This window comes from Micromonospora sp. LA-10, assembly GCF_051853095.1.
Taxonomy (GTDB): domain Bacteria; phylum Actinomycetota; class Actinomycetes; order Mycobacteriales; family Micromonosporaceae; genus Micromonospora; species Micromonospora echinospora_A.
This window is the reverse complement of record NZ_CP195710.1, coordinates 1,094,501-1,110,773: the sequence shown is the minus strand read 5'-3', so window position 1 is coordinate 1,110,773 and position 16,273 is coordinate 1,094,501. Positions and strand designations below refer to the sequence as shown.

Genomic DNA, 16,273 nt, shown 5'->3' with positions numbered 1-16,273 from the left:
CGTGAGCGGCGTCGAGCACCGGTACGAGGTGACCGGCCGCCGGGAAATCTGGTCCGGCCGGATCTTCTCCGTGGTCAGCGACGACGTCACCATGCCCGGTGGCGGCGAGGCGACCCGGGACTACGTGCGGCACGTCGGCGCGGTCGCCGTGGTGGCGCTCGACGACGCCGGTCAGGTGGTGCTGATCCGCCAGTACCGGCACCCGGTCGGCCGGCACCTGTGGGAGCTGCCCGCCGGGCTGATGGACGTCGGCGGCGAGGACCTGGCCGCCGCGGCGCTGCGGGAGCTGGCCGAGGAGGCGGACCTGACCGCCGGGCGCGTGGACGTGCTCGTGGACCTGCACAGCTCGCCCGGCTTCGCCGACGAGGTGGTCCGGGTGTTCCTGGCCCGTGAGCTGGCCGAGGTGCCGGCGGAGCAGCGGCACGACCGGCACGACGAGGAGGCCGACCTCCAGGTGGTCCGCGTGGACCTGGACGAGGCGGTGCGGATGGTGCTGGCCGGTGAGATCACCAACGCGTCCTGCGTGGCCGGGCTGCTCGCCGCGGCCCGCGCCCGCGAGACCGGCTTTACCGAGCTGCGCCGGCCGGAGGCGCCGCTGCCGCGCTGATCGGGAACCGACGACGAAGGGGCCGCGCGGCGCTGTGCGCCGGGCGGCCCCGTTCCGTTCCGGTGGTCAGTCGCGCAGCGGGCGGCCCTGCCCGTCGACACCGCCGTTGACGAGGATCAGGATGCCGTCGACGAGGCCCCAGATCGCGCCGATACCGCACGTCACGAGCGTGACGATGAGCTGGATGACACCGGTCTTGGTGTCGCCCATGTAGAACCGGCCGATGCCGAAGCCGCCGAGGAGGATCTGGAGCACACCCGCGACGACCTTGCTCTTGTCCGAGAGGCCCTGCGGGTACTGCTGGTAAGGAGTGGTCATGAGCGGACACAATAGTGATCGACTCGCGTCCTGTCGGCCCCGGCACCCCGGTCGTGGAAGGATATTTACCGAACTCTGTCCTGTCGGCTGATGACGTCTCCACCGGCCAGCCTGGCGCATGCCTGACACACCGTCAGCACTAGCGGGCACCGGATGTCACAGTGTCGCCGTCCGTGGGCTTCCCACGGCTCTAGACTGCCGCCGGCGGGACCGGTGTACCGCGCCGGCAACGGAGCCGGCGCGGCGCCGCGCAGTCGGGGGTGAGCAGCCCCGGAGGAAGGTGTCTGCATCGTGAAGGTCGGAATCCCCCGCGAGGTCAAGAACCACGAGTACCGGGTGGCGATCACGCCCGCGGGCGTCAACGAGTTCACCCGCCACGGCCACGAGGTCTTCGTCGAGGCAGGCGCCGGCGTCGGCTCCAGCATCACCGACGACGAGTTCGCCGCCGCCGGCGCGAAGATCCTGGCCACCGCCGACGAGGTGTGGGACACCGCCGAGCTGGTCCTCAAGGTCAAGGAGCCGATCGCCGAGGAGTACCACCGGATGCACGAGGGACAGGTGCTCTTCACGTACCTGCACCTGGCCGCCTCCCGCGACTGCACCGACGCGCTGGTCGACCGCAAGGTCACCGGCATCGCGTACGAGACCGTCGAGCTGCCCGACCGGTCGCTGCCGCTGCTCGCCCCGATGTCCGAGGTGGCCGGCCGGCTCGCCCCCCAGGTGGGCGCCTTCTACATGATGCGCACCGGCGGCGGGCGGGGCGTGCTGCCCGGCGGCGTCTCCGGCGTGTACGCCGCAAAGACCGTGGTCATCGGCGCGGGCGTGTCCGGCCTCAACGCCGCCGCCATCGCGCTGGGCCTGCAGTCCGAGGTGCTGCTGCTGGACAAGAACGTGGCCCGGCTGCGCCAGGCCGACGCCATCTACCGGGGCCACCTGCAGACCGTCGCCTCCAACGCGTACGAGATCGAGCGGGCCGTGCTCGACGCGGACCTGGTCATCGGCGCGGTGCTGGTGCCCGGCGCGAAGGCCCCGAAGCTCATCTCCAACGAACTGGTCTCCCGGATGAAGCCGGGCAGCGTGCTCGTCGACATCGCCATCGACCAGGGCGGCTGCTTCGAGGACTCGCGCCCGACCACGCACGCCGACCCGACCTACAAGGTGCACGACTCGATCTTCTACTGCGTGGCGAACATGCCCGGCGCGGTGCCGAACACCAGCACCTACGCGCTGACCAACGTCACCCTGCCGTACGCCCTCGAACTGGCCAACCAGGGCTGGCAGCAGGCGCTGCGCAACGACCCGGCGCTGGCGCTGGGCCTCAACACCCACGCCGGCAAGGTCGTCTACGGCCCGGTCGCCGAGGCGCACGGCATGGACGTGCTGCCGCTGGACGAGGTGCTGAGCTGACCGACACCGCCGTGCGCGGGACCGGCGCGGAACCCGCGCCGGCCCTGCGCCGCGCGGTCCGCACGTACCTGGACCACCTGACCGTCGAGCGCGGGCTGTCCGCGAACACGCTCGCCTCGTACCGCCGGGACCTGGACCGGTACCTGGCCACGCTGGCCGCGGCCGGGGTGAGCGACCTGGCCGCCGCAGGGCCCGCGCAGGTCGAGGCCCACCTGGCCCGGCTGCGCGCCGGCGACGACGACCACCCGCCGCTCGCCGTCTCCTCCGCCGCCCGCGCCGCGAGCGCGGTACGCGGCCTGCACCGCTTCGCGCTGCGCGAGGGGCTGGCCGCCGCCGACCCCAGCCGCGACGTCCGCCCGCCCGCGCCGCCGCGCCGGCTGCCCCGGGCGCTGCCCGTCGACGCGGTCCTGCGGCTGCTGGAGGCCGCCGACCTGCCCGGCGCCACCGGCGACGCCGCCGCCCGCGCGCTGCGCGACCGCGCGCTGCTGGAATTCCTGTACGGCACCGGCGCGCGCATCTCCGAGGCGCTCGGCGCAGCAGTCGACGACCTGGACCTCGACGCCGGCGCCGCGCTGCTGCGCGGCAAGGGCGGCCGCACCCGGCTGGTCCCGGTCGGCGGGTACGCGGCCGACGCGCTGCGCGCCTGGCTGGTCCGGGGCCGCCCGGCGCTGCTTGCCGCCGGACGCGGCACCCACGCGGTCTTCGTCAACGCCCGCGGTGGCCCGCTCACCCGGCAGGGCGCCTGGGCCGTGCTGCGCGCGGCCGCCGGCCGGGCCGGCCTGCCCGTCGACGGCCCCGACGCGATCTCCCCGCACACGCTGCGCCACTCGTACGCCACCCACCTGCTCGACGGCGGCGCGGACGTGCGCGTGGTGCAGGAACTGCTCGGCCACGCCTCGGTGACCACCACCCAGGTCTACACACTGGTCACCGTGGAACGACTGCGCGAGGTGTACGCGACGGCGCATCCGCGGGCCCGCTGAGCGCCGACGTGGCCGGCCCTGGCTGACGGGCGGCCGACACGCCGACCCGCTACCGAACGCGCTGCTGGCCGGTGGCGTACAGTCGGCATCGGCGCGGGCCTCCAGGTACGACGGACCGGGGGTGCGCAGCGGCGCCGCGAGGGACGTCGGACGGCTCCGACGCCGGGTGGTCGTCGGGAGGGGGCAACGAGGACATGGCAGGCAACGGTGACCGTGCCGAGACCTGGACGTCGGAGCTCCGTGAGCAGCAGGCGACGCTGGGCGCCGATCTCGGCCCCGCCGACCCGGCCGCGTACACCATGCGCAAGCCGATCCCCGAACCCATGCCGACCGACCGGCACGGCCCGGCGCGGATCATCGCGATGGCCAACCAGAAGGGCGGCGTCGGCAAGACCACGACGACCATCAACCTGGGCGCGGCCCTTGCCGAGTACGGCCGCAAGGTGCTGCTCGTCGACTTCGACCCGCAGGGCGCCCTCTCGGTCGGGCTGGGCGTCAACCCGCACAACCTCGACCTGTCGGTCTACAACCTGCTCATGCAGGACGACGTCACCGCCGAGGACGTCCTGATCAAGACCGACGTGGCCGGCCTGCACCTGCTGCCCGCCAACATCGACCTCTCCGCCGCCGAGATACAGCTCGTCAACGAGGTCGCCCGGGAGATGGCCCTGGCGCGGGTGCTGCGCACCATCCGCAAGGAGTACGACTTCATCCTGATCGACTGCCAGCCCTCACTGGGCCTGCTGGCGATCAACGCGCTCACCGTCGCGCACGGCGTGCTCATCCCGCTGGAGTGCGAGTTCTTCAGCCTGCGCGGCGTGGCGCTGCTGCTGGACACCATCGACAAGGTGCGCGAGCGGCTCAACTTCGACCTGGAACTCGAAGGCATCCTCGCCACCATGTACGACAGCCGCACCACCCACTGCCGCCAGGTGCTCCAGCGGGTGGTCGAGGCGTTCGGCGACAAGGTCTACCAGACCGTCATCACCAAGACGGTGAAGTTCCCCGAGTCCACGGTGGCCGGCGCCCCGATCACCACCCTCGACCCGGCCTCCTCCGGCGCGCGCAACTACCGGCAGCTGGCCCGGGAGGTCATCGCCGCCCAGGCGGACCGGTAGGGCGCACGCCGGCTGCCCGCCGCGTCGTCTACGGTTTCCCGGTGACCGCACCGCCCCTCGACCCGCCGCACGGCACCGGCGACTCCGCCGTAGCCGCGGAGCTGGCCGCCGAGGTCGACGGTGTGGTGCCCGACAGCCCGGAGACCAGTGGCTTCACCGTCCGGCTGGACAACTTCACCGGCCCGTTCGACCTGCTGCTCCAGCTGATCAGCAAACACAAGCTGGACGTCACCGAGGTCGCGCTGCACAAGGTCACCGACGAGTTCATCGCGTACCTGCGTGCCATGGGCGACCAGTGGGACCTGGACGAGACCAGCGAGTTCCTGCTCGTCGCCGCCACCCTGCTCGACCTCAAGGCGGCCCGGCTACTGCCCTCGGCCGAGGTCGAGGACGAGGAGGACCTGGCGCTGCTGGAGGCGCGGGACCTGCTGTTCGCGCGGCTGCTGCAGTACAAGGCGTACAAGGAGGCCGCCGCGCACATCGCCGAACTGGAGGCGGTCGGCGGTCGGCGCTACCCGAGGGCGGTCACGCTCGAACCCCGCTACGCCGAGGCGCTGCCCGACCTGGTGCTCGGCATCGGCCCCGAACGGCTGCGCAAGCTCGCCGTCAAGGCGATGAGCCCGAAACCGGTGCCCGAGGTGTCCATCGCCCACGTGCACATGGTCCGGGTCAGCGTCCGCGAACACGCCGGCATCATCGCCGACCGGCTGCGCCGCGCCGGAATCGCCACGTTCTCGCTGCTCTGCGCCGACTGCGAGATGACGCTGGAGGTGGTGGCCCGGTTCCTGGCGCTGCTGGAGCTGTACCGACAGGGCCTGGTGGCGTTCGTGCAGGAGCAGGCGCTGGAGGAGCTGACTGTTCGCTGGACCGGCCCGGCCGACGGCGAGGCCGAGCTGAACGTCGACGAGTACGCCGGCACGCCCGAGCCCACCGACGCCGCCGGGCCGCCCGGCGCCGCACCCGCTGCCGCTGACGCGGCGGCTGACGCTGTGCCCGGCGGCGACATGTCGGCTGACATTGCCGCATCCGCTGACGCCGCCGTGCCTACCGTGGCGGCGGACGAGCCCGCACCGACGCAGGAGTGACCGGATGAGCGACGAGGAACGCCGCGATTCGCTGGCCGACCAGGCTGCCGCCTGGATCCCCCCGTGGCAGCGCCCGTCCCCGCCCGAGCCCGACCCGGACAGCCGTGAGTCCCGGGAAGCAGAGGAAGCCGACTCGGCCCCGGAGCCGCCGCCCACAGATCTTGGAAGCCAAGGGCCCCTGGAGGGGCCGTTTCCTTCCAAGATCGCCGAAACCGTGTCGGATCTTGGTACGAAGGCGCCCCCTGAGGGGCGGGAACGTACCAAGATCTCGGGTGAAAGCTCGACGGCCGACGCTGACGAGCGCATCGAGCCTTCGGCCGACGCCGGCACTGATATCGATCCGGCTGTCGACGCCGACATCGACATCGACACCGCCCCGGCCACCGGCGTGGGCAGCGCCCTCGCCGTCGACATCGCCCCGCCAACCGGGTCCGACAGGGCCCCGGCGCCCGGCATCGACCCGGCGGCCGACCCCGGCATCGCCCCGGCAACCAGCTCCGGCGTCGCCCCGGCAGCTGCCTCCTCCCCGACAACCAGCTCCGGCGTCGCCCCGGCAGCTGGCTCGGGCATCGACCCGGCAGCCGACACAGGCGTCGATCCGGCAGCCGGCTCCAGCGCGGGCTCCGAGGCTGACGCCGGCGATCACCCGGCAGTCGCCGTCGACTCCGTCACTTCCGACGCCCGCCGAGACGACGACGTCGACGCCGGGCACGGCGACGACGGCCGGCGAGACGCCGACAACACCGCTGGGCCGGACGCGGACGCGGGGCGAGACGGCGACGCGGCCGCGCAGGAACCCGCGGACCGGGCGAGTGGGGGAGCGGGCGCTGACGGCGTACCCCAGAAGCGGGGACGCCGGCGGGCCGCGCCGGAACCGCCGCCCGCGCCCGTCCTGGACGACGCGGAGCTGCGCGGCGCCCTGGAGGCGATCCTGCTGGTGGTGGACCAGCCGGTGAGCGAGCTGGTCCTGGCCGAGGTCCTGGAGCAGTCCCCGGAACGGGTCGGCGCGATGCTCGACGAGATCGCCGCCGGGTACACCGCCGCCGGGCACGGGTTCGACCTGCGCCGGGCGGCGGGTGGCTGGCGTCTCTACACCCGCCCGGAATACGCCACCTACGTCGAGCGGTTCGTACTGGACGGGCAGTCCGTGCGGCTGACCCAGGCCGCGCTGGAGACCCTGGCCGTGGTCGCCTACCGGCAGCCGGTGACCCGTTCGCGCATCTCGGCCATCCGGGGTGTCAACTGCGACGGGGTGCTCCGTACCCTGGTGGGTCGCGGCCTGGTCGAGGAGTGCGGCACCGAAGCGGACACCGGCGCCTACCTCTACCGGACCACCACGATGTTCCTGGAGAAGCTGGGGCTGAACTCGGTGGACGACCTGCCGCCCCTGGCCCCGTTCCTTCCCGACGACGTAGAAGAGCTTGCCGATGCGACGCGATGACCGTGCCCCGAAGCCTGACGCCCCCGTGTACGAGGGCGCCGAGCGCCTGCAGAAGGTGCTCGCCGCCGCGGGGGTGGGTTCCCGGCGCGCCTGTGAGGACCTGATCTTCCGGCGGCGGGTCACCGTGAACGGGCGGGTGGCGCAGCTCGGTGACAAGGCCGACCCGGCCCGTGACGTGATCGTCGTCGACGGGGAGCGGCTGCAGGCCGACGTCCGCCTGGTCTACGTGGCGATGAACAAGCCGCGCGGCGTGGTCACCACCATGGCTGACGAGAAGGGCCGCACCGAGCTCGCCGACTTCATCGGCGCGCGGGTGGAGCAGCGGGTCTACCACGTCGGGCGACTGGACGCCGACAGCGAGGGCCTGCTCCTGCTCACCAACGACGGCACCCTCGCCCACAAGCTCATGCACCCGTCGTACGAGGTGCTCAAGACCTACCTCGCCGAGGTGGCCGGGCCGATCCCGCGCAGCCTGGGCAGGCGGCTGACCGCCGGCGTCGAGCTGGAGGACGGGCCGGTGAAGGTCCACGGCTTCAAGGTGGTCGACACGCTGGGCAAATCCGCCCAGGTGGAGCTGACCCTGCACGAGGGGCGCAAACACATCGTCCGGCGCCTGATGGCCGAGGTGGGACATCCGGTGTCCCGGCTGATCCGTACCTCGATCGGTCCGATCAAGCTCGGCGACCTGCGCACCGGGCGGCTGCGGCGGCTGACGAACGCGGAGGTCGCCGCCCTGTTCAAGGCGGTGGGTGACTGACCCGCCGATCGGGGGTACGGCTCCCGGTAGGCTTCGACGCGGTCCGCGGGCCGGCGCGTGCCGCCCGGCGGGACGCCCGCGCGGCGCGGGCATGATTGACGACAGAACCATCCGCTCAACGGCGCCCGGGAATCCGGGCGACCCGCGAGGTACGGGCTGAGGAGGACAACGGTGGAGGAGAACGTACCGGCCGGGCGATGTGTGGTCGCTGTGGACGGGCCGTCCGGTTCGGGGAAGTCCACCGTGTCGCGGCGGCTCGCTGCGGGCCTCGGTGCCCGCTACCTCGACACCGGCGCCATGTACCGGGCGCTGACCTGGGCGGTCCTGCGCTCCGGCGTGGAACTCACCGACGCCGAGTCGGTGGCCAAGGTCGCCGCCGAGGCCGACCTGCGCATCGGCACCGACCCCCAGGGGTACGCCGTGACGGTCGACGGCACCGACGTGTCCACCGCCATCCGTGGCGCCGAGGTGACCGCCGCGGTGTCAGCGGTCGCCGCCGTCGCCGCCGTACGCGAGCTGCTGGTGGACCGGCAGCGGCGGGTGATCGCCGACGCGGGCCGGATCGTGGTCGAAGGCCGGGACATCGGCTCGGTGGTCGCGCCGGACGCGGAGCTGAAGGTGTACCTGACCGCCTCCGAGGCGGCGCGCGCGAAGCGGCGCAGCGCCGAGGACGCCGCCGACGTCGCGGCGACCGCCGCGGACCTGGCCCGCCGGGACCGCCTCGACTCGACCCGCAAGGTCAACCCGCTGCAGCAGGCCCCCGACGCGGTGGTGCTGGACACCACCGAGCTGGGCATCGACGAGGTAGTGGCCCGCCTGCGCGAGATGCTCACGGAGCGGGGTGCCGCGTGAGCGCGAGGAGTGAGCGGGTTGTGCGAGCCCCGCAGTCGCGAACGAAGGGCGGCTCGGCATGAGTGACGATTTCGGTGGCTGGGTGGAGCTGCGCGAGCCGGAGGTCGACTCCGGCGAGCCGGCCGGCCCGCAGCCCGTGGTGGCGGTGGTCGGCCGCCCCAACGTCGGCAAGTCCACGCTCGTCAACCGCATCATCGGCCGCCGGCAGGCGGTCGTCGAGGACATCCCCGGCGTGACCCGGGACCGCGTGCCCTACGACGCGCAGTGGAACGGCCGCGCGTTCACAGTGGTGGACACCGGCGGCTGGGAGCCCGACGCCAAGGACCGGGCCGCCGCCATCGCCGCCCAGGCCGAGACCGCTGTGGCGACCGCCGACGTGGTGCTGTTCGTGGTGGACGCCATGGTCGGCGCCACCGACGTGGACGAGGCCGCGGTGAAGATGCTGCGCCGCAGCGCCAAGCCGGTGATCCTCATCGCCAACAAGGCCGACAACACCACCATCGAGATGGAGGCGACCTCGCTGTGGTCCCTCGGCCTCGGTGAGCCGTTCCCGATCTCGGCGCTGCACGGCCGCGGATCCGGCGACCTGCTCGACGCCATCCTCGACGCGCTGCCCGAGGCGCCCGCGATCGTGGAGAACCGGCCGCGCGGCCCGCGCCGGGTGGCGCTGGTGGGCCGCCCCAATGTCGGCAAGTCCAGCCTGCTCAACCGCTTCTCCGGCGAGGAGCGGGCGGTGGTCGACTCGGTGGCCGGCACCACAGTGGACCCGGTCGACAGCCTGGTCGAGATCGGCGGCGAGACCTGGCAGCTGGTCGACACCGCCGGCCTGCGCAAGCGGGTCGGCAAGGCCAGCGGCACCGAGTACTACGCCAGCCTGCGTACCGCCTCGGCGATCGAGGCGGCCGAGGTCGCCGTGGTGCTGATCGACTCCAGCGAGGTGATCAGCGAACAGGACCAGCGGATCCTCACCATGGTCGTCGAGTCCGGCCGGGCGCTGGTCATCGCGTTCAACAAGTGGGACCTGGTCGACGGCGACCGCCGCTACTACCTGGACAAGGAGATCGACCGCGAGCTGCGGCGCATCCCCTGGGCGATCCGGCTGAACCTCTCCGCGAAGACCGGCCGCGCCGTCGACAAGCTCGCGCCCGCGCTGCGCAAGGCCCTGGCCAGCTGGGAGACGCGCATCCCGACCGCGCAGCTCAACCAGTGGCTCACCGCGCTGGTCCAGGCCACCCCGCACCCGGTACGCGGCGGACGCGCGCCGCGCATCCTGTTCGCCACCCAGGCCGGCGCGGCGCCGCCGCGGTTCGTGCTGTTCACCACCGGTCCGCTGGACGCCGGCTACCAGCGCTTCGTCGAGCGCAAGCTCCGCGAGGAGTTCGGCTTCGAGGGCAGCCCGATCGAGATCTCGGTACGCCCGCGCAAGAAGCTCGGCCCCGGTGGCCGGGGTAAGGCCCACGGCTGACCCTTCTGCCCGCTGCTTGCCGCTTGGTTGCCCCGCGCCACACCCTCCTAGGATGCTCTAGGGAGTGTGGCGCGCGGCGCAGGAGGGGCCTGTGCGCGCGGTGCGAAGATCCTGCGCTAAGCTGTACCGGCTGCCGCAGGGGAGACCTGGCGGGGGCATCGGGACGTGGCGCAGCTTGGTAGCGCACTTGACTGGGGGTCAAGGGGTCGTCGGTTCGAATCCGGCCGTCCCGACTGGTATTCACCAGCGAATATAGAAGATCATGTGTGATCTTGCGGTAACGCTGGCAGTAACGGAGATCGCTTAGCGTGGGCTGTGCTCCCCGATCCCGTTACTGCGGAGGTGCAGCCCGATGGCTGTCTACAGCTACCGCCTCGCCAACGGCCAGACCCGCTGGTTCTTCATCATCGATCTCCCGCCCGACGCGAACGGGCGCCGCCGCCAGCACAAGCGGCAGGGGTTCCCCAATCAGGCCGCTGCCCTGAAGGCGGAGGACGAGGCGCGCGCCGCGTACGGGGGAGCGGACCTCGGCGCCGACGGCAGCGTTGCTGCCGAGCTGGAGAGCTGGCTCAACGAGCGCGAGTTGGACGTCCAAGAGACGACCCTCAGCAACTACCGGGACGTCATCCGCTGCTACGTGGTCCCGCACATCGGCGGGCGACAGCTCTACGCGCTCGACAAGCGGGTGATCCACGACCTCTACAAGAAGCTGCTGAAGAGCGGCGGCAAGAACGGCGGGCCGCTGTCGCCGACCACCGTCCGCATCGTGCACCGGATCATGATGAAGGCATTGGGCGACCTCGGGGTCAATGTCGACGGTGTACGGCAGCCGCGGCAGGTCGAGCGGGAGACGATGGGGCGCAAGGGCGTCTGGACGCCGGCGCAGTCGGCGAAGTTCCTCAAGTACCACGCCGATCACCGGCTCCGTGCCGCGTGGGTGCTGGCGATCGTCGTCGGCACCAGGAGAGGGGAGCTGGCCGGTCTTAAGTGGCCGCGCGTCGAGCTCGACCGCGGCGTGCTGCTGCTGCACTGGCAACGCACTACAACCAGCAACGGGGTGGTGGAGAAGGCGCCAAAGGGCAAGAGCAAGCGGGCGGTAGCGCTCGGGCCGGCCCTGGTAGCGGAGTTGCTCGCCCACCGAGAGCGCCAGGCGGTGGAGAAGGCCGACGCCGGGGTGCTGTACCACGACGGCGGTTACCTGTTCTGCCGCGAGGATGGGGAGCCGTACTACCCGAAGTACTTCACCGATCAGTGGGCGAAGGCGTGCGCCGACGCCGGCGTCCCGGTGATCGCGCTGCATGACGCGCGGCATACCTCCGCTACCACCGGCGCTGACGCCGGTGTTCCCGAGCACGTGATGCAGCGGCGGCTTGGTCACGCTGACAGCCGGACGACGCGGGAGGTCTACACCCACGTGCTGCCGGAGAGCGAGCGTCGGGCCGCGGAGCTGATGGAAGCGGTGCTTGGAGACGCAGCGACCTGGTCACCTGCGGCGTAGCCCCGGCTGGTAACACCCGCTCTGCTGACGTTTGATCACGTTCGGCAACGCAGCAGGCAAGGGGTCGCCTGCAACGTGAAGATTACGCCGGTACCGGCGTACTCACGATTGCGGGAGGTGTGCGGACGATGTCGACTACCACGACTGGCGGGCGCAAGGCGGGCCAGATTTGGACGATTGAGGCGGTCCGTGACCTCGGGGTCACGACCGATGTGGAGACCGCTGCAGCGATCCTCGGCATCGGCCGCACCAAGGCATACGCCCTCGCCAGGACCAACGAGTTCCCGGTGCGTCTCCTGCGCGTCGGCCGGCGGTACCTTGTCCCCGTGCAGGCGATCATTAATCTCCTTGCCGTCGAGTAGCCGGTCTACGTGACCGGGCCTCTGAGCTCGAGCACACTGGTCTCCGTCGGCCGCAGTCGGTCGCTGCCATCCGACTACCGCTGGCGGTGCACTCCGGACCTCCGCAAACGTCAGCGATGACGACGCCACGTAGTTGGCCATTTACCTCTTGCCGTGCCTTATAGCAGCAGCTTCCTGGCGCCAGACGGGGGAGCGGAGAACAAGGGCGGCCGCGTTGATCTTGCGGCGTTCACTTTCACACGAGTTCCGTGGAAGCCGAGCAACCAGAGCTCTCGCCTCCCGTAACAGCTCCCATGCGATTGGCTCTCTACCGGCGCGCATCGCCGCGACGAGGTTCGTCAGGTCAGCGTTCAAGCGGTTCCGGATGGCCTTCTCTCGGGTGGGCAGAGGTCTGCGGGAGGACCGATCGCCCAGAGGATCGCGGATAGGGCGCAGGTCGGACGTCAGCCCGCCTGATGTGAGGTTCACGCGTCGTGACTTCATGCCACCTGCTCTCGGTGAGCGGCTGACCGAAAATTTTACCTACTGCCTGCGCGCCATAGCCAGCGTGCTACCAGGCACGAGGCCCGTGCCCTGCACTGCCTGAAGCGTTGCACTTGATCTTCGCATACGACTCCGAAACGCTCTCCCTCTCGTCAGTCGTACGTCCGCTTCGATCGAGCGGTCTAGCTCAAAGGCCAGCGTCGGAGAGCATCCATACCCTACGTAGTGGTACTTGGGTGCGCATCTCCTCCGGCAACCGGTCATATGTGCGCAAGACGGCGTCGACAACGTCACCTGCCTCCCACACTCGTACCCGCAAACGCTGGTTCTTCAGCGCGTCGCGTGCTGGTCTTGTCAGGCCGCCCCTGAAGTGACCCCATGAGACCGGACACCTCCTGACTTGGCATCCTGCCGAGGAGGAGGAAACCGCTGTGGCTCGACAGAGCAAGTACCCCGAGGAGTTCCGCCGCCAGGCTGCGGCGCTGGTGCTCGACTCCGGTCGCACGCTCCGTGACGTGGGTCGAGAGTTGGGCGTCAACCACGAGACGCTGCGCAACTGGGTCGACCGGATGCGGCAGGAACGCGACGGCGGCCGGGCCAGCGACCTGGCCGCTGACGAGCGGGCCGAACTGGTGCGGTTGCGGCGTCAGGTCGCCCAGCTGGAGCTGGAGAAAGAGATCCTGAAAAAAGCCGCGGTCTTCTTCGCACGCGAGACGGAGCGGTGAACCGGGCCGACGTGTACCGGTTCATCGACGCGGAGAAGACCACCTATCCGGTCCGTCTGCTCTGCCGGCTCCTCGGCGTCGGCCACAGCGCCTTCTACGACTGGCTGCGACAGGGACGCCACCGCAATGCCGAGCGGGAACGCCACGACCAGCAGCGCGTCGAGATCACCCAGCAGGCATGGTCAGAGCACCGCGGCGTCTATGGCGCCCGACGACTAACCGCCGAGCTGCACGAGCGCGGCCACAGGTGGAACCGCAAGGCGGTAGCGAGGCTAATGCGCCTGGCCGGTATCGAAGGCGCCCACCGCCGGCGGCGCGGTAAGGCCCGCCGCAAAGCCGTGTCCACCGCGACGGCGCCGGACCTGGTCCAGCGGCAGTTCACCGCGACAGCACCCAACCGGCTGTGGGTCGCCGACATCTCCTACCTGCGCACCTGGGAAGGCTTCCTCTACCTCGCCGTCGTGGTCGACGCCTACTCCCGCCGGGTAGTCGGCTGGGCGATGGCCGATCACCTGCGCACTGAACTGATCCTCGACGCGGTCGGCATGGCCATCCAGCACCGCCGACCCGCCCGTGATCAGCTCATTCATCACTCGGATCGCGGGACCCAGTACACGTCGTTCGAGTTCGGCCGGACCCTGCGCTCCTGCGGCGTCCTGGCCTCGATGGGCTCGGTCGCCGACTGCTACGACAACGCCATGGCCGAGACGTTCTTCGCCACCCTCAAGACCGAACTGGTCTACACCCGCGCCTGGCCGTCCCGTCACGAGCTGGAGATGGAGGTCTTCTCCTACATCGAAGGCTTCTACAACCCTCGCCGCCGGCACAGCCGTCTGGGTAACGTCAGCCCCGACACCTACGAGAAGATCCACCGAGAGTCCCTGACAGACATCGAGGTGTCCGGCCGATAGGGGTCACTTCAGTCAGCGATCGCGAGCGCAACCGGCCTGGGCGCCAGCCGCGTCTCTGAGATCGCAGGAGGCCGGCGAATCGTCACTGACTACTTGGTGCTGGAGCGCATCGCGGAAGGGCTGTGCATTCCCCGCCACTACATGGGACTCGCCCTCGACGAACAGGCTGTTCGCCACCGGCAGGGCTCGTCTTTTGAACAGGCCGGAGCTACCCCGCCGATTGATCCCCGCGAGCTGCTCGGCGTCGTCGCAAGCATCGCGGTGGGGTCCATACCCGCAGGCGTCGAGCGGTGGCTACCCACCTCTCAGGAGGTCGTCGTCCCGGCCGCGGTCGGCCAGGACGAGGTAGCCACCGTTCGTGCTGTGACCGCCTTCCACCGCCGGCTCGATGCCGCTGCTGGAGGAGGGCGCTGCCTGCAATCCGCACGCGGGTACGTGGCATGGGCGACACAGCTCCTGCAAGTGCGGTGCAACGACGTGGTAGCTGCCGAGCTGCGGGCCGCCCTCGCCGAGCTGCACAACCTCGTCGGTTGGGTGGCGCACGATCTCGACGATCACGACATGGCGCGTCGGCATCTCACCCAGAGCCTCGTACTGGCACGACAGACTGACGCTCTGCCGCTGCTGGCCAACACGCTGTATCGCCTGGGGCGGGTCAGTCTGCATCAGGAACAGCCGGCTGAAGCGCTCCAACTGTTCGGCCTTGGCCAGCTCGCTGCACAGCAGGCCGGCTGCCATGCCAGCGTCGGCATACTGCACGCCAACTCCGCGTGGGCCTACGCGCTCCTCGGCGCCGACCACCAAGTGGTTGACAGCCTGACCCGAGCTCGACGCGAGCTCGATCAGGCGGACCTGGACACGGCGCCGGCCTGGACCCACTTTGCGCTGACCGAGGCCGACGTGCATGGCATCTCCGCCGTCGTCTATTCCGCCCTGGCCCGCCACCCGGAGCACGTCGGCTACGTTGATCGCGCTTCCGAGCACTCCCACCAGGCGGTCCGGCTACGCCGCCCGCAAGATCGTCGGTCCTTCATCTTCGACACAATCTCGGTCGCGACCGCGAGTATCCTGGCCGGTGATCTCGCTACCGCTGGCGAGTACGGAATCAAGGCGGTGGGGCTGGTGGCGGACGGGATGCGGTCGGCTCGCGTCAACGATCGGCTGAACGCACTGTGGGAGCTCGCCGCGCCGCAGGTCGGGCGAGAGCCGGTGCTTGCTGCTCTCGGCAATCGCATCTCGGAGCTGCAGGGGGTCTGATGACCACCGCACTCAGCGACGCTGTCGCCTCGGAGCTCCGCAGCCACCTGGATGACGTCTGTCGGCAGCTTGGCGTCGATCCGGACGGCGCGAGCCTCGTCAAGTACACGATGAACGCGGTGTTCGTGGCGCCGCCGTTCGTGATCCGACTCGCTGCCGGCCCACCTGCCGCAGCGCTCGCCCATCGGGTGGTGTCGGTCGCGGCGTGCCTGGAAGGGGCCGGCATGCCGACCGTGCGGCTCGCCTCCGGGGTGCCGTCTCAACCGATCTTCAGCGGGGAGTGGGTTGCCACGGCTTGGGAGTACGTGCCCACCGTTGGAGACGAGCCTAAGCCCGTTGACCTCGCCGCGCCGCTCCGCGCTCTCCACAGCCTTGAGCAGTTAGAGGTTGCGTTGCCGCGCTGGGCGCCGATCGAGAAGTTTCGTCGGCGCCTCGCCGCTGCCGCGGCGCTACCGCTTGAAGGAGCCGCCGAGCTGGAGCACTGGTCGAGGACGGAGCTCGGGGTTCACGCCACCGACCTGCTTCGCGATCTTGACCGGCGGTGCTGCGAAGCAGAAGAAGACCTTGATCGGGTCGCGTGGCGACTCCCGCCCGGTGTCATCCACGGGGATGCGCACACAGGGAACGTTCTCCTGGCCGCCGCGGGCCATGGTAGGCCCGCCCCTTCAGGGCCTTTGCTGTGCGACTTGGACGGGATGTGTATCGGCCCGCGGGAGTGGGATCTTGTACCCACCGCCCACGGTGCTACCCGGTTCGGCCGCGCACCCGCCGACTACCAGGGTTTTGTCGAAGCCTACCAATTTGACGTCACCGCCTGGACGGGCTGGCCTGTCCTCCGCCGAGTCCGCGAGCTGCAGCTGGTGACCAGCACCATTGACCGTCTTGCGGGTCGCCCAGACGTCGCCGGTGAATTGGCCCACCGTCTGCGATCCCTGCTCACCGAGGACCTGGGCGCGACATGGACCCGCTACCGCTGACCTCGGTGCCCTCGGCTACATGCCATG

General features: G+C 70.7%; 15 protein-coding genes, 1 tRNA gene and 1 pseudogene. 16 read left to right on the top strand and 1 reads right to left on the bottom strand.

All coding sequences use genetic code 11. The annotated features are described in order from the left end of the window. Window position 1: 1 nt before the first annotated feature. On the top strand, window positions 2-607 hold the full coding sequence (locus ACSDG8_RS05220) for an NUDIX domain-containing protein (protein ID WP_210942728.1): 606 nt from the start codon (window positions 2-4) through the stop codon (window positions 605-607). A gap of 66 nt (window positions 608-673) precedes the next feature. Here the strand turns inward: ACSDG8_RS05220 and ACSDG8_RS05215 are convergent, their stop codons facing one another. Then, window positions 674-1,045, bottom strand: coding sequence for a TM2 domain-containing protein (locus ACSDG8_RS05215; protein ID WP_307856166.1), 372 nt, complete (start codon window positions 1,043-1,045; stop codon window positions 674-676). Between the two features lie 171 nt (window positions 1,046-1,216). Here ACSDG8_RS05215 and ald point away from each other — a divergent pair, with 171 nt between their 5' ends. The 15 genes and pseudogenes from ald (at window position 1,217) to ACSDG8_RS05140 (ending at window position 16,246) form a co-directional block, all read left to right on the top strand. Continuing rightward, window positions 1,217-2,332 (top strand): alanine dehydrogenase, encoded by a 1,116-nt coding sequence (gene ald, locus ACSDG8_RS05210; protein WP_210890687.1) that lies wholly within the window; start codon window positions 1,217-1,219, stop codon window positions 2,330-2,332. A gap of 11 nt (window positions 2,333-2,343) precedes the next feature. Continuing rightward, window positions 2,344-3,315, top strand: a complete 972-nt coding sequence (locus tag ACSDG8_RS05205) for a tyrosine recombinase (protein ID WP_210942727.1) — start codon at window positions 2,344-2,346, stop codon at window positions 3,313-3,315. A 194-nt stretch (window positions 3,316-3,509) separates the two neighbouring features. Further along, on the top strand, window positions 3,510-4,433 hold the full coding sequence (locus ACSDG8_RS05200; RefSeq protein WP_013285595.1) for a ParA family protein: 924 nt from the start codon (window positions 3,510-3,512) through the stop codon (window positions 4,431-4,433). 41 nt (window positions 4,434-4,474) lie between these two features. Continuing rightward, window positions 4,475-5,518 carry a segregation and condensation protein A gene (locus ACSDG8_RS05195; protein WP_210890691.1) on the top strand — a complete coding sequence of 348 codons (1,044 nt, stop codon included), beginning with the start codon at window positions 4,475-4,477 and terminating at the stop codon, window positions 5,516-5,518. A gap of 596 nt (window positions 5,519-6,114) precedes the next feature. Beyond that, window positions 6,115-6,959, top strand: a pseudogene (gene scpB, locus ACSDG8_RS05190) (SMC-Scp complex subunit ScpB). Beyond that, window positions 6,946-7,716: a pseudouridine synthase gene (locus ACSDG8_RS05185; RefSeq protein WP_210890696.1), complete on the top strand. Its 771-nt coding sequence runs from the start codon at window positions 6,946-6,948 to the stop codon at window positions 7,714-7,716. The pseudogene scpB and the gene ACSDG8_RS05185 overlap by 14 nt, the downstream one beginning before the upstream one ends. Before the next feature lie 171 nt (window positions 7,717-7,887). Next, window positions 7,888-8,568 (top strand): (d)CMP kinase, encoded by a 681-nt coding sequence (gene cmk / locus ACSDG8_RS05180; protein WP_073831621.1) that lies wholly within the window; start codon window positions 7,888-7,890, stop codon window positions 8,566-8,568. A 58-nt stretch (window positions 8,569-8,626) separates the two neighbouring features. Beyond that, entirely contained in the window at window positions 8,627-10,033 is a 1,407-nt protein-coding gene (gene der / locus ACSDG8_RS05175) for a ribosome biogenesis GTPase Der (protein ID WP_043324888.1), read from the top strand. 159 nt (window positions 10,034-10,192) lie between these two features. Continuing rightward, window positions 10,193-10,266 (top strand) — tRNA-Pro (locus tag ACSDG8_RS05170). A gap of 119 nt (window positions 10,267-10,385) precedes the next feature. Further along, complete coding sequence (locus tag ACSDG8_RS05165; protein ID WP_439427719.1) at window positions 10,386-11,531, top strand: tyrosine-type recombinase/integrase; 1,146 nt, start codon at window positions 10,386-10,388, stop codon at window positions 11,529-11,531. A 128-nt stretch (window positions 11,532-11,659) separates the two neighbouring features. After that, a complete protein-coding gene (locus tag ACSDG8_RS05160) occupies window positions 11,660-11,893 on the top strand; it encodes a helix-turn-helix domain-containing protein (RefSeq protein ID WP_425703057.1) in 234 nt (77 codons plus the stop codon). Window positions 11,894-12,807: 914 nt separating this feature from the next. Beyond that, complete coding sequence (locus ACSDG8_RS05155; RefSeq protein ID WP_439427718.1) at window positions 12,808-13,101, top strand: transposase; 294 nt, start codon at window positions 12,808-12,810, stop codon at window positions 13,099-13,101. Beyond that, window positions 13,098-14,012 carry an IS3 family transposase gene (locus tag ACSDG8_RS05150; protein ID WP_439427717.1) on the top strand — a complete coding sequence of 305 codons (915 nt, stop codon included), beginning with the start codon at window positions 13,098-13,100 and terminating at the stop codon, window positions 14,010-14,012. Before ACSDG8_RS05155 ends, ACSDG8_RS05150 begins: the two co-directional genes overlap by 4 nt. A 96-nt stretch (window positions 14,013-14,108) precedes the next feature. Beyond that, window positions 14,109-15,269 (top strand): tetratricopeptide repeat protein, encoded by a 1,161-nt coding sequence (locus ACSDG8_RS05145; protein ID WP_439427716.1) that lies wholly within the window; start codon window positions 14,109-14,111, stop codon window positions 15,267-15,269. Then, window positions 15,269-16,246, top strand: coding sequence for a phosphotransferase (locus ACSDG8_RS05140; protein ID WP_439427715.1), 978 nt, complete (start codon window positions 15,269-15,271; stop codon window positions 16,244-16,246). Before ACSDG8_RS05145 ends, ACSDG8_RS05140 begins: the two co-directional genes overlap by 1 nt. The last annotated feature ends 27 nt before the right edge of the window (window positions 16,247-16,273 follow it).